Origin of the sequence: Mycobacterium paragordonae (genome assembly GCF_003614435.1) — a bacterium.
GTDB lineage: Bacteria > Actinomycetota > Actinomycetes > Mycobacteriales > Mycobacteriaceae > Mycobacterium > Mycobacterium paragordonae.
This window is the reverse complement of sequence record NZ_CP025546.1, coordinates 4,697,151-4,711,358: the sequence shown is the minus strand read 5'-3', so window position 1 is coordinate 4,711,358 and position 14,208 is coordinate 4,697,151. Positions and strand designations below refer to the sequence as shown.

At 67.0% G+C, this 14,208-nt stretch carries 8 protein-coding genes; all 8 read left to right on the top strand.

Annotation, left to right across the window (positions count from 1 at the left end; all coding sequences use genetic code 11):
* The first annotated feature begins 184 nt into the window (after positions 1–184).
* Positions 185–1,648 (top strand): WS/DGAT/MGAT family O-acyltransferase, encoded by a 1,464-nt coding sequence (locus C0J29_RS21200; RefSeq protein ID WP_120794875.1) that lies wholly within the window; start codon positions 185–187, stop codon positions 1,646–1,648.
* A complete protein-coding gene (locus tag C0J29_RS21195) occupies positions 1,645–3,450 on the top strand; it encodes an HAD-IB family hydrolase/lysophospholipid acyltransferase family protein (RefSeq protein ID WP_371872425.1) in 1,806 nt (601 codons plus the stop codon). Before C0J29_RS21200 ends, C0J29_RS21195 begins: the two co-directional genes overlap by 4 nt.
* Before the next feature lie 8 nt (positions 3,451–3,458).
* Entirely contained in the window at positions 3,459–5,810 is a 2,352-nt protein-coding gene (locus C0J29_RS21190) for a glycerol-3-phosphate 1-O-acyltransferase (RefSeq protein ID WP_120793466.1), read from the top strand.
* 127 nt (positions 5,811–5,937) lie between these two features.
* Positions 5,938–6,426 carry a single-stranded DNA-binding protein gene (locus C0J29_RS21185; RefSeq protein WP_065045112.1) on the top strand — a complete coding sequence of 163 codons (489 nt, stop codon included), beginning with the start codon at positions 5,938–5,940 and terminating at the stop codon, positions 6,424–6,426.
* A gap of 64 nt (positions 6,427–6,490) precedes the next feature.
* The gene (ettA, locus tag C0J29_RS21180; RefSeq protein WP_065045113.1) at positions 6,491–8,167 is read left to right on the top strand and encodes an energy-dependent translational throttle protein EttA; all 1,677 of its coding nucleotides are present in this window, start codon (positions 6,491–6,493) and stop codon (positions 8,165–8,167) included.
* Positions 8,168–8,295: 128 nt separating this feature from the next.
* Positions 8,296–13,116 carry an NAD-glutamate dehydrogenase gene (locus C0J29_RS21175; RefSeq protein ID WP_120793465.1) on the top strand — a complete coding sequence of 1,607 codons (4,821 nt, stop codon included), beginning with the start codon at positions 8,296–8,298 and terminating at the stop codon, positions 13,114–13,116.
* Positions 13,113–13,526, top strand: coding sequence for an acyl-CoA thioesterase (locus C0J29_RS21170; protein ID WP_120793464.1), 414 nt, complete (start codon positions 13,113–13,115; stop codon positions 13,524–13,526). Before C0J29_RS21175 ends, C0J29_RS21170 begins: the two co-directional genes overlap by 4 nt.
* Positions 13,514–14,176, top strand: coding sequence for a DUF8010 domain-containing protein (locus tag C0J29_RS21165; protein WP_120793463.1), 663 nt, complete (start codon positions 13,514–13,516; stop codon positions 14,174–14,176). The genes C0J29_RS21170 and C0J29_RS21165 overlap by 13 nt, the downstream gene beginning before the upstream one ends.
* Positions 14,177–14,208: the final 32 nt, after the last annotated feature.

The following is a 14,208-nucleotide window of genomic DNA, read 5'->3' as shown; positions in this document are numbered from 1 at the left end:
TTGTCACCACTGCGCGCAACGCCGTGCGCCGGCCTGCGGACTGAGAGCACCCTCACTTTCACCACCGCCGCAACCGGACTAGCGTTGGGTGGGCATTGCGGTGGCGGGGCCTGATAGCAGGAGGTTTGATCAGCGGTGAAGCGGTTGACGTGTCGGGTGGCCTGGATCGCGGGGGGTCGTGACCATGGCTGAGGCCGTGGGGTTGTCCGACGAGCTTGGGCCGGTTGATTATTTGCTGCACCGCGGCGAAGCGAATCCGCGGACACGCTCGGGCATCATGGCGCTGGAGTTGCTCGACAGCACGCCGGATTGGAACCGCTTCCGCTTCCGGTTCGAGAACGCGTCCCGCAAAGTGTTGAGGTTGCGGCAGAAGGTCGTTGTGCCGACGCTGCCGACCGCCGCACCGCGCTGGGTCGTCGATCCGGACTTCAATCTCGACTTCCATGTCCGGCGGGTGCGGGTATCCGAACCCGGCACCCTGCGCGAGGTGTTCGATCTCGCCGAAGTCATGCTGCAGTCGCCGTTGGACATCTCACGGCCGCTGTGGACGGCCACCCTCGTCGAAGGACTGGCCGACGGCAAGGCGGCCACGCTGCTGCACCTGAGTCATGCGGTCACCGACGGGGTCGGCAGTGTGGAGATGTTCGCCGAAATCTATGACCTGGAGCGCGATCCCGAGCCCCGGCCGCTGCCTCCGCAACCGATCCCGCAGGATCTGACCCCCAATGACCTGATGCGCCAAGGGATCAACCACCTACCCATGGCGATCGTCGGCGGCGCGCTCGGCGCATTGACGGGAGCCGTGTCGGCCGCCGGAAAGGCGGTGCTGGATCCGTTGTCCACGGTGTCCGGGATCCTCGGCTACGCCACCTCGGGCGCACGGGTGTTGAACCGGGCGGCCGAACCCTCGCCACTGTTGCGCCGGCGCAGCCTCACCAGTCGCACCGAGGCGATCGACATCCGGCTCGCCGACCTGCACAAGGCGGCCAAAGCCGGTGGCGGATCGATCAACGACGCGTATCTGGCCGGTCTGTGCGGGGCGCTGCGTCGCTACCACGTCGCCCTCGGCGTGCCGATCAGCACGCTGCCGATGGCGGTGCCGGTGAACCTGCGCGCCGAAGGCGATGTGGCAGGCGGCAATCAGTTCACCGGCGTGAATCTCGCCGCGCCGGTCGGCACGGTCGATCCGGTGGCCCGGATCAAGAAGATCCGGGCACAGATGACGCAACGCCGGGAAGAGCCGGCGATGAACATCATCGGGTCCATGGCGCCGGTGCTCAGCGTGCTGCCGACCGCGGTGCTCGAGGGGATCAGCAGTTCGGTGATCGGCAACGACGTCCAGGCCAGCAATGTCCCGGTGTATCCGGGTGACACCTACATCGCGGGTGCAAAGGTGGTGCGCCAGTACGGTATTGGCCCGTTGCCGGGCGTCGCGATGATGGTGGTGCTGATCTCCCGGGGTGGGTGGTGCACCATCACCGTGCGCTACGACAGGGCAGCCGTGCAGAAGGACGAATTGTGGGCCCGGTGCCTGCTGGAAGCTTTCGACGAAATCCTCGCACTGGCCGGCGATCCGCCACCGCACGCGATCGCGGCATCGTTCGAAGCCAAGCAGGTCGCCTCGGCACGATCGGTGGCGGGCTCGTGAGCGCCGCCGACGAGAAGGACGCAGGCGCCCCGGTCAAGGACCTGCGGTTGCCAGGTTCGGTGGCTGAAATCATGGCCAGCCCAGCGGGTCCGAAGGTCGGGGCGTTCTTCGACCTGGACGGCACACTGGTGGCCGGCTTCACCGCCGTCATCCTCACTCAGGAGCGGCTGCGTCGCCGCGACATGGGGGTGGGGGAGCTGCTGAGCATGATCCAGGGCGCGCTCAACCACACCCTGGGCCGGATCGAGTTCGAGGAACTGATCAGCAAGGCGTCCATGGCGCTGGCCGGTCGGGTGTTGGAGGACCTGGACGAGATCGGCGAGCGGCTGTTCAATCAGCGGATCGAGTCCCGGATCTATCCGGAGATGCGGGAACTGGTGCGCGCGCACGTGGCACGCGGTCACACCGTGGTGCTCAGCTCGTCCGCGCTGACCATTCAGGTCAACCCGGTGGCGCGATTCCTGGGCATCTCCAACACGCTCACTAACAAGTTCGAGACGAACGAGGACGGGCTACTCACCGGTGGCGTGATCAAGCCGATCCTGTGGGGTCCGGGCAAAGCCGCTGCGGTGCAACGCTTTGCGGCCGAGCACGACATCGACCTGAAAGACAGCTACTTCTACGCCGACGGTGACGAGGACGTCGCGCTGATGTACCTGGTCGGCAATCCGCGCCCGACCAACCCCGAGGGCAAGATGGCCGCCGTGGCCAAGCGCCGTGGCTGGCCCATCCTGAAATTCGACAGCCGCGGCGGGGTGGGGTTGCGTCGCCAGATCCGTACGCTGGCCGGCTTCGGCTCCATGGTTCCGGTCGCGGCCGGCGCCGTCGGGCTGGGCCTGCTGACCCGCAACCGGCGGCGCGGCGTGAACTTCTTCACCTCCAACTTCTCCTCGTTGTTACTGGCCACCTGCGGCGTGCACCTCAACGTCATCGGCGCGGAGAACCTGACCGCGCAGCGGCCCGCGGTGTTTATCTTCAATCACCGCAACCAGGTTGACCCAATCATCTCCGGTGCGCTGGTGAAGGACAACTGGGTGGGCGTGGGCAAGAAGGAACTGCAGCGCGACCCGATCATGGGCACGATGGGCAAATTGCTCGACGGGGTGTTCATCGACCGCGACGACCCGGACTCCGCGGTCGAGATGCTGCGCACGGTCGAAGACCGCGCCCGCAACGGCCTGTCCATCGTGATCGCCCCCGAGGGCACCCGCCTGGACACCACCGAGGTCGGCCCGTTCAAGAAGGGGCCGTTCCGGATCGCGATGTCGGCGGGAATCCCCATCGTTCCCATCGTGATTCGCAACGCCGAGATCGTCGCGTCCCGCAACTCCACGACGCTGAACCCCGGAACCGTGGATGTCGCGGTGTTCCCGCCGATTTCGGTCAAGGACTGGACCTTGGACACGTTGTCCGATCGCATCGCCGAGGTCCGCCAGCTCTACCTCGACACTCTGGCGGACTGGCCATACGACGGGCTGCCCGAGGTGGATCTGCACGCGAAGAAGGCGCCGGCCAAGAAAGCCGCCGCGAAGAAAGCTCCGGCGAAGAAGGCTGCTGCGAAGAAGGCTGCTGCGAAGAAGGCTCCGGCCAAGAAGGCTGCCGCGAAGAAAGCTCCGGCCAAAAAGGCCGCCGCGAAGAAGGCCGCCGCGAAGAAGGCTCCGGCCAAGAAGGCTGCCGCTGAGCAACCTCCCAAGCCGACGCCGGACTCCACTCCGCACGAATCGAGCGTGGACCCGAAATCCGTGAGTGAGAGGCGACAAGAGAACTCGGAGCAGTCCGACTCGTCGACCTCCCAGCCCTGAGGTCCGTCGTGACCAGACCGGCCGCCGACACCAGCGCAGTCCTGACTGCCGACGATTCGCTGGTGCTCGCCTCCATGGACACTCCTGTGGAGATGGAGCTGATCATGGATTGGCTGGGCGAGCAGCGAAACCGGCTGCCGCAGAACAGGTTCGACGTGCTGAAGCTGCCGGGCGGTAACGCGTCGCCGGGGGCGCTGACCGCGTTGGTCGAGAAACTCGAATCGTGCGGCGACCGCTCGATCGTGCCGGTCCGGGTGTTCTGGTTGCCCGCCGCCGACCGGGGCAAAGTGGCCAAGGTGGCGGCCCTGCTCCCGGGCCGGGATCCCTACCACCCCAACCAGCGTCAGCAACGGCGCATTCTGCGCACGGAGCCGTGGCGGGCACGGGTGGTGGCCGGCGAGTCGGCCAGCGTGTCCGAACTCCGCCGGCAATGGCGCGACACCACCGTCGGAGAGAACACCCAGGAATTCGCGCAGTTCGTCACCAGGCGGGCGCTGTTGGCGCTGGCGCGGGCGGAGTACCGGATCCTGGGTCCGCAGTACAAGTCCCCGCGCCTGGTGAAGCCGGAGATGTTGGCCTCAGCGCGATTTCGGGCCGGTCTGGAGAAAATCCCCGGGGCCACGGTGGAGGAAGCCGGCCGGATGCTCGACGAACTGGCGACCGGGTGGAGCCAGGCATCGGTCGACGTGATCTCGGTGCTGGGCAAGATGCTCAGCCGCGGGTTCGACCCGGACTTCGACTACGACGAATATCAGGTCGCCGCCATGCGCGCCGCACTGGAATCTCACCCGGCGGTGCTGCTGTTCTCGCACCGGTCCTACATCGACGGGGCCGTGGTGCCGGTTGCCATGCAGGACAACCGGTTACCGCCGGTGCACATGTTCGGCGGGATCAACCTGTCGTTCGGCGTGATGGGGCCTCTGATGCGCCGCTCTGGGACGATTTTCATCCGCCGCAACATCGGTGACAACCCGTTGTACAAGTACGTGCTCAAGGAGTACGTCGGCTACATCGTGGAGAAGCGGTTCAACCTGAGCTGGTCGATCGAGGGGACCCGGTCGCGGACCGGAAAGATGTTGCCGCCCAAGCTCGGTCTAATGAGCTACGTGGCCGACGCCTACCTGGACGGGCGCAGCGAAGACATTCTGCTGCAAGGTGTCTCGATCTGTTTCGACCAGCTGCACGAGATCGCCGAATACGCCGCGTATGCGCAGGGTGCCGAGAAGACACCGGAGGGCTTCAGCTGGCTCTACAACTTCATCAAAGCCCAGGGTGAGCGCAACTACGGAAAGATCTACGTCCGTTTTCCCGAAGCGGTGTCGATGCGGCAGTATCTCGGACCACCCAACGGGCCGATCGCGGGCGATCCCGCCGCTAAACGCCTTGCGCTACAGAAGATGTCGTTCGAGGTGGCCTGGCGGATTTTGCAGTCGACGCCGGTGACCGCGACGGGTCTGGTGTCCGCGTTGCTGCTGACCACCCGCGGCATGGCGCTGACGCTCGATCAGCTGCACCACACCTTGCAGGACTCGCTGGACTACCTCGACCGCAAGCACACGCCGGTCTCCACCAGTGCCTTGCGGCTGCGCTCGCGCGAGGGCGTACGCGCAGGGGTCGACGCCCTCTCCAACGGGCACCCGGTGACTCGCGTGGACAGCGGCCGGCAACCGGTGTGGTACATCGCACCCGCCGACGAACACGCCGCGGCGTTCTACCGGAACTCGGTGATCCACGCGTTCCTGGAGACCTCGATCGTGGAACTGGCGCTGGCGCATGCCCGCAACGCCACCGGTGACCGGGTCGAAGCGTTCTGGGCGCAGGCGATGCGGCTACGTGATCTGTTGAAGTTCGACTTCTACTTCGCCGACTCGGCGGCGTTCCGGGCCAACATCGCCGAAGAGATGGCCTGGCACCAGGATTGGGAAGCCCAGCTTGCCGCCGGGGGCGAAGCCGTCCAGAAGATGCTGTACGCCAAGCGGCCGTTGATGTCGGACGCGATGCTGCGGGTCTTCTTCGAGGCCTACGAGATCGTCGCCGACGTGCTGCGCGATGCGCCGCCGGACATCAGCCAAAAAGAGCTGACCGATCTGGCCCTCGGAGTCGGTCGTCAGTACGTCGCCCAGGGCAGGGTCCGCAGCAGCGAATCGGTGTCGACGCTGCTGTTCGCGACGGCCCGGCAGGTCGTCGCCGACCAGGATCTGATCGCGCCGGCGCCCGACCTGGCCGAGCGGCGGGTGGCCTTCCGCCAGGAACTGCGCAACATCCTGCGTGACTTCGCCTACGTCGAGCAGATCGCCCGCAACCAGTTCGTCGAGCGCGAGTTCCAGATGCGCCAGCGCCGCTCCGAAGAACCGGCGTAAGCACCCGTCCACAGTCGCGGGTTTGTCCACAAGCGCGCCCGGCCACCGTGCCGCGCCGGCAGGTTTCGTCGGTGCCGACGGGCGCAATGGGTCTCAACACAGCACGACCCGAGAGAAAGTTGAGCCAATGTTCGAAACATGGATGACCATCGTCGGCCACATCGTCAACGACCCCCAGCGCCGACGTGTGGGTAGCGAAGAACTGATCAAGTTCCGGGTAGCCAGCAACTCACGCCGGCGGACCGGTGACGGCAACTGGGAGCCGGGCAATTCGCTGTTCATCACCGTGAACTGCTGGGGCCGGCTGGTGACCGGGGTGGGTGCCGCGCTGAGCAAAGGAGCGCCGGTGATCGCGGTGGGTCACGTCTACACCAGCGAGTACGAGGACCGCGACGGCAACCGACGCTCGTCGATGGAGATGCGCGCGACCGCGGTCGGACCGGACCTAGCACGCGCCATCGTGCGCATCGAGAAGCCGAGCTACACCGGTCCTCACCCGGTCGAGAATCCGGTGACCGAGGGTGCCGGCGCGGCTGCCGAACCGACCGAAGCCGCCGTCCCCGGCGACACGGCCGACAGCACCGACGGCGCCGGAGCCCTGCCACTGTCGGCCTAGTGCTCCCGGCCGGTGCATAGGATGGTCCGCGGATATCCAAAGACCAGAAAGGCAACACCGCGGCATGGCTGAGTTCATCTACACGATGAAGAAGGTCCGCAAGGCGCACGGCGACAAGGTGATCCTCGACGATGTGACGTTGAGCTTCTACCCGGGCGCCAAGATCGGCGTCGTCGGCCCCAACGGGGCGGGCAAGTCGAGCGTCTTGCGGATCATGGCCGGACTGGACAAGCCGAACAACGGCGACGCTTTTCTGGCAACCGGCGCGACGGTCGGCATCCTGCAACAGGAGCCGCCGCTCAACGAGGAGAAGACGGTCCGCGGCAACGTGGAAGAGGGCCTCGGCGAGATCAAGGTGAAGCTCGACCGCTTCAACGAAGTCGCCGAGCTGATGGCCACCGATTACTCCGACGAGCTGATGGAGGAGATGGGCCGGCTGCAGGAGGACCTGGACCACGCCGACGCCTGGGACCTGGACTCGCAGCTGGAGCAGGCCATGGACGCGCTGCGTTGCCCGCCGCCGGACGAGCCGGTCACCAACCTCTCCGGTGGCGAGCGTCGCCGGGTGGCGTTATGCAAGTTGCTGCTGTCGAAGCCCGACCTGCTGCTGCTCGACGAGCCGACCAACCACCTGGACGCCGAAAGTGTGCAGTGGCTCGAGCAGCACCTGGCCAGCTACGCGGGGGCGATCCTGGCGGTCACCCACGACCGCTACTTCCTGGACAACGTGGCCGAATGGATCCTCGAGCTCGACCGCGGCCGCGCCTACCCGTACGAGGGCAACTACTCCACGTACCTGGAGAAGAAGGCCGAACGTCTGTCGGTCCAGGGCCGCAAGGACGCCAAGCTGCAGAAGCGGCTGACCGAGGAACTGGCCTGGGTCCGCTCCGGTGCGAAGGCGCGCCAGGCGAAGAGCAAGGCTCGCCTGCAGCGCTACGAGGAGATGGCCGCCGAGGCCGAGAAGACGCGCAAGCTCGATTTCGAGGAGATCCAGATCCCGGTCGGGCCCCGGCTGGGCTCCGTGGTGGTCGAAGTCGAGCACCTCGACAAGGGCTTCGAAGGCCGGACCCTGATCAAGGATCTGTCCTTCACCCTGCCGCGGAACGGCATCGTCGGCGTCATCGGCCCCAACGGTGTCGGTAAGACCACGCTGTTCAAGACCATCGTGGGTCTCGAACAGCCCGACAGCGGCACCGTCAAGATCGGCGAGACCGTGAAGCTGAGCTACGTCGACCAGACGCGCGCGGGCATCGACCCGAAGAAGACGGTCTGGCAGGTGGTCTCGGACGGGCTGGACTACATCCAGGTCGGGCAGACCGAAGTGCCGTCGCGTGCCTACGTGTCGGCCTTCGGATTCAAGGGGCCCGATCAGCAGAAGCCGGCGGGCGTGCTGTCCGGTGGCGAGCGCAACCGGCTGAACCTGGCACTCACCCTCAAGCAGGGCGGCAACCTCATCCTGCTGGACGAGCCGACCAACGACCTGGACGTCGAGACCCTCAGTTCCCTGGAGAACGCACTGGTCAATTTCCCCGGCTGTGCGGTGGTGATCTCCCACGACCGGTGGTTCCTGGACCGGACCTGCACGCACATCCTGTCGTGGGAGGGCGACACCGACAACGAGGCCAAATGGTTCTGGTTCGAGGGCAACTTCGGCGCCTACGAGGAAAACAAAGTGGAACGACTCGGTGCCGACGCCGCGCGTCCGCACAGGGTGACCCACCGCAGGCTCACACGGGACTAGTGTCAGTCTCGCCACGGCCGTGCAGGAGTGGGCAGTCGGGCAGCACCCGCGACGATGCGGCCGGTAGAAACCGCTGAGGAGTGGGGCATCAACCGAGCGGTATCCGTCGCGAGTGGGGAGCAATCGGAATGACGATCGATCCCGGGGCCAGACAAGACGTCGCGGCGTGGACCACGTTCACGCACGGCGCCGAGATCCCTGACTGGGTTTCCCAGGCCTACCGAGACAGCTATCGGGGACCGCGCGACGACGGACCCCACCACTCGAGTGAGTCAGGCTCGGTCATGGCCGCCAGCGTGGTGGATGCCCACTGCCGGCTCGCTCAGCACCGCCCGGCCGGCGAAAGCGCGGTCGCCGTCTATCTGGCCGACGACGAGGCGGGCTTCGGACCCGCGCTGCAGGTGGTGACCGACCAGGGCAGCATGCTGATGGACTCGGTGACAGTGCTGTTGCACCGGCTCGGTCTGGCCTACACGGCGATCATGACGCCAGTGTTCGAGGTACGCCGCGACCCGTCCGGGGAGTTGCAGCGTGTCGAACCGAAAGCCGACGACGCGTCGCCCTATGTGGGAGAAGCCTGGATCCACGTCCAGCTGTCCGCCTCGGTCGACCGCAAAGCCCTCGCCGAGGTCGAGCGGTTGCTGCCCAAGGTTCTCGCCGATGTGCAACGCGTCGCCACCGACGCCGCCGCGATGATCGACACGCTGAGCGAGGTCGCCGCGGCCGTCGACGACGACCCCGAAGGCCGCTACGAAGCACCCGACCGCCAGGAGGTGGCGGCGCTGCTGCGCTGGCTGAACAGGGGGAATTTCCTGCTGCTGGGCTACCAGCGCACCCGGGTGCAGGACGGTCTGGTCGCCGGTGACGGCTCCAGCGGCCTCGGCGTGCTGCGGGCCCGGTCGGGCACCCGGCCGCGGCTCACCGACGAGTCCAAGCTGCTGGTGCTGGCGCAGGCCGCCGTCGGCAGCTACCTGCGCTACGGCGCCTACCCCTATGCCATCGCCATCCGCGAGTACGCCGGGGGCGGTGAGGTCTACGAGCACCGGTTCGTCGGACTGTTCACCGTCGCGGCCATGAACGCCGACGTGCTGGAGATCCCGACGATCTCGCACCGCGTCCGCGACGCGCTCACCCTGGCGGGCAGCGACCCGAGCCACCCGGGACAGCTGTTGCTCGACGTCATCCAGACCGTGCCGCGGCCGGAGTTGTTCACCCTCAGCGCCGAGCAGCTGCTGTCCATGGCGAAAGCCGTCGTGGACATGGGTTCGCAACGGCGGGCGCTGCTGTTCCTGCGCGCCGACCGGCTGCAGTTCTTCGTCTCCTGCCTGGTGTATCTGCCCCGCGACCGCTACACCACCCCGGTGCGCCTGCAGATCGAGGACATCCTGGTCCGCGAGTTCGGCGGCACCCGGCTGGAGTTCACCGCGCGGGTCAGTGAATCGCCTTGGGCGCTGATGCATTTCATGGTGCGGCTGCCGGAGGATTCGCAATCGGGCTCCGTCGACGTCTCCGAAGCCAACCGCAACCGCATCCAGGCGCTACTCAGCGAAGCCGCCCGGACGTGGGCCGACCGGCTCACCGCCGCGGCCCCTACTGCCGCGGTCAGCTACGCCGACGCCGAGCACTACGCGGCGGCCTTCTCCGAGGCCTACAAGCAGGCCGTCGCACCTGCCGAGGCGATCAACGACATCGCCGTCATCAAGGAACTCAGCGACGACTCGGTCAAGCTGGTCTTCTCCCAGGGCGACGAGCACGGGCTCGCCCAGCTCACCTGGTTCCTGGGCGGTCGCACCGCGTCACTGAGCCAGTTGCTGCCCATGCTGCAGAGCATGGGCGTCGTCGTTCTCGAAGAGCGACCGTTCACCGTCACCCGGCCCGACGGATTGCCGGTATGGATCTACCAGTTCAAGATCCAGCCGCACCCGACCATCCCGCTGGCGGCAACCGAGGAGGAACGCGAAGCGGGTGCTCAGCGCTTCGCCGATGCCGTCACCGCGATCTGGCAGGGCCGCGTCGAGGTCGACCGCTTCAACGAGTTGGTGATGCGCGCCGGACTGACCTGGCAGCAGGTGGTGCTGCTGCGCGCCTACGCAAAGTACTTGCGGCAGGCCAACTTCCCCTACAGCCAGTCCTACATCGAGTCGGTGCTCAATGAGCATCCCTCCACGGCGCGCTCGCTGGTCGCGTTGTTCGAAGCGCTGTTCCACCCGAAATCCGCGGGCAGCGGCCGCGATGCGCAGACGGCCGCCGCCGCCGTGGCCGCCGACATCGACGCGCTGGTGAGCCTGGATACCGACCGCATCCTGCGCGCCTTCGCCTCGTTGGTGCAGGCCACGCTGCGCACCAATTACTTTGTGACACGCGAAGGTTCGGCCCGCAGCCGGGATGTGCTGTCGGTCAAGCTCAATGCGCAGCTGCTCGACGAACTCCCATTGCCACGTCCCAAGTTCGAGATCTTCATCTACTCGCCCCGCGTGGAAGGTGTACACCTGCGCTTCGGCCCGGTGGCCCGCGGCGGCCTGCGCTGGTCCGACCGCCGCGACGATTTCCGCACCGAGATCCTGGGCCTGGTCAAGGCGCAGGCGGTGAAGAACGCCGTGATCGTCCCGGTCGGGGCGAAGGGTGGCTTCGTCGTCAAGCGACCACCGCTGCCCACCGGTGAAGCCGCCGCCGACCGCGACGCCGCCCGCGCCGAAGGCGTCGCCTGCTACCAGCTGTTCATCTCGGGACTGCTCGACGTCACCGACAACGTCGACCACGCCACCAAAGCCGTCCACCCGCCACCGCAGGTGGTCCGCCGGGACGGCGACGACGCCTACCTGGTGGTGGCGGCCGACAAAGGCACCGCGACGTTCTCCGACATCGCCAACGACGTCGCCAAGTCCTACGGCTTCTGGCTCGGGGACGCGTTCGCCTCCGGCGGCTCGGTGGGCTACGACCACAAGGCCATGGGCATCACTGCCAAGGGGGCCTGGGAGGCGGTCAAGCGGCACTTCCGGGAGATCGGCGTCGACACTCAGACCGAGGACTTCACCGTCGTCGGCGTCGGCGATATGAGCGGCGACGTCTTCGGCAACGGCATGTTGCTCAGCAAACACATCAGGCTGATCGCCGCCTTCGATCACCGGCACATCTTCCTGGACCCCAACCCCGACTCGGCGACGTCCTGGGTGGAACGGCAGCGGATGTTCGACCTGCCCCGCTCCAGCTGGGACGACTACGACAAGTCGCTGATCAGCGACGGCGGCGGCGTCTACAGCCGCGACCAGAAGGCGATCCCGGTCAGCGCGCAGGTGCGCGACGCCCTCGGCATCGACGGTGACGTCACCGAGATGGCACCGCCCAACCTGATGCGCGCGATCCTGCAGGCGCCGGTGGACCTGCTGTTCAACGGCGGCATCGGCACCTATATCAAGTCCGAGTCCGAGTCCGACGCCGACGTCGGTGACCGCGCCAACGACCCGGTCCGGGTCAACGGGCACCAGGTGCGGGCCAAGGTGATCGGCGAGGGCGGCAACCTGGGCGTGACGGCCCGGGGCCGGGTGGAATTCGACCTGTCGGGCGGCCGGATCAACACCGACGCGATGGACAACTCCGCCGGCGTCGACTGCTCTGACCACGAGGTCAACATCAAGATCCTGATCGACTCGCTGGTCACCGCCGGCAAAGTCCAGCCGGAGGAACGCACGGCGCTGCTCGAGTCCATGACCGACGAGGTCGGCACGCTGGTGCTGCACGACAACGAGGACCAGAACGACCTGATGGGCACCAGCCGCGCCAACGCGGCCAGTCTGCTGCCGGTGCACGCCGACCAGATCAAGTACCTGGTGGCCGAACGCGGGGTCAATCGCGAACTGGAGGCGCTGCCCTCGGAGAAGGAGATCGTCCGGCGCACCGAGGCGGGTCTCGGCCTCACCTCGCCCGAGCTGGCGACGCTGATGGCGCACGTCAAGCTGGCCCTCAAAGAGGACCTGCTGAACACCGAGCTGCCCGACCAGGACGTGTTCGCGTCCAGGCTGCCGGCCTACTTCCCCAAACCGCTGCGGGAACGGTTCACCCCGGAGATCCGGACGCACCAGCTGCGCCGCGAGATCGTCACCACCACGTTGATCAACGACATGGTCGACACGGCCGGCATCAGCTACGCCTTCCGGCTCGCCGAAGACGTCGGTGTCCCGCAGATCCACGCGGTGCGCACCTTTGCCGCCACCGACGCCATCTTCGGCATCGACCACATCTGGCACCGCATTCGCGCCGCCAACCTGCCCGTCGCACTCTCCGACCGGCTGACCCTGGACACCCGTCGGCTCATCGACCGGGCCGGGCGGTGGCTGCTCAACTACCGTCCGCAACCGCTGGCCGTCGGCGCCGAGATCAACCGGTTCGCCGCCAAGGTCAAGGCGCTGACGCCGCGGATGTCGGAGTGGCTGCGCGGGGACGACAAAGCCATCGTCGAGAAGGAGGCCGCGGAGTTCACCGCTCAGGGCGCGCCGCCGGATCTCGCCTACCGGGTCGCGGCCGGGCTGTACCGCTACAGCCTGCTCGACATCATCGATATCGCCGACATCACCGAAGTCGAGACGGCCGAGGTGGCCGACACCTACTTCGCGTTGATGGACCGCCTGGGCACCGACTCGCTGTTGACCGCGGTGTCGGAGCTGCCGCGCACCGACCGCTGGCATTCGTTGGCGCGGTTGGCTATTCGTGACGACATCTACGCGTCGGTGCGGTCGTTGTGTTTCGACGTACTGGCGGCGGGGGAGCCCGACGAAAGTGGTGAGCAGAAGATTGCCGAGTGGGAACACATCAGCGCGTCCCGGGTGGAGCGGGCCCGTCGCACGCTCAACGAGATCCGGGAAAGCGGCGCAACCGATCTCGCGACGCTGTCGGTGGCGGCGCGGCAGATCCGCCGCATGACACGCACCAGCGGACGGGCGTCCTCAGGGTGAGCGTCGGATACGTCGCGGCCGTTCCGGTGCGCTGGTCGGACATCGACATGTACCAGCACGTCAACCACGCCACCATGGTCACGATCCTGGAAGAGTCGCGGGTCCCGTTCCTGAAGGAACCGTTCGGCGCCGACATCACCACCATCGGCCTGCTGATCGCCGACGTCCGGGTCACCTACAAAGACCAACTGCGCCTGATGGATTCGCCGCTGCAGGTGACGATCTGGACCAAACGGCTGCGGGCGGTCGACTTCACGCTGGGCTACGAGGTGCGCTCGGTCAACGCCGACCCGGATTCCAAGCCGGCCGTCATCGCCGAGTCACAGCTGGCGGCTGTGCACATCGAGGAGCAGCGCCTGGTGCGCTTGTCGCCTCATCATCGGGAGTATCTGCAACGGTGGATTCGGTAGCCGAGCGCGGACTGTGGCTGGCCGACCCGGCGCACCGCGCGGACCTGGCCGCATTCGTCGACCACGCGCTGCGTCTCGACGAGGCCGCGGTCATCCGGATCCGAGCCCGGTCTCCGGGCCTGCTGACCGCTTGGGTGGCAACGGGTTTCGACGTGCTTGCCTCTCGCGTGGTGGTCGGCAGGGTGAAGCCCGACGACATGTCGGTGGCCGCCGACGCGTTGGCGCGCGGGCTGCTGGCGCCCTCCGGCGCGGGGTACGTCGACCCGGGTTTTGCGATGGATTCGGCGTGGCGGGGTGGCCTGCCGCCGGAATCCGGCTTCACCCACCTCGATGACATCCCCGCGAAGTTGCTGCTGGACCTGTCCCAACAGGGCGCGGAACTGGCCAAGGAGCACGGCGGAGCACACGGGCCGCCGGTGTCGTTGCTGGACCAGGAGGTTCTCGAGGTCAGCTCCGGCGACGCGCTGGTGGGCGTGCCGATGCGGTGCGTATTCGCTTTGACCGCAATGGGTTTCCTGCCGCAATCTGCTGAGGCCAGCAGCGACGACGAGGTGGTCCGGGTGCGCATCTCGCCCGCCTGGTTGCGTATCGATGCGCGGTTCGGGTCGGTGTACCGGCGGCGCACCCATGCGGCGCTGATGGTGCACTGATCTTCTGAAGACTTTTGGAATCAGGCCGAGTA

Bases quoted from the DNA above. Each gene is read 5' to 3' on its own strand.
- C0J29_RS21185 (WP_065045112.1), top strand. From the start codon at position 5,938: ATGTTCGAAACATGGATGACCATCGTCGGCCACATCGTCAACGACCCC.
- C0J29_RS21175 (WP_120793465.1), top strand. From the start codon at position 8,296: ATGACGATCGATCCCGGGGCCAGACAAGACGTCGCGGCGTGGACCACG.
- C0J29_RS21200 (WP_120794875.1), top strand. From the start codon at position 185: ATGGCTGAGGCCGTGGGGTTGTCCGACGAGCTTGGGCCGGTTGATTAT.
- ettA (WP_065045113.1), top strand. From the start codon at position 6,491: ATGGCTGAGTTCATCTACACGATGAAGAAGGTCCGCAAGGCGCACGGC.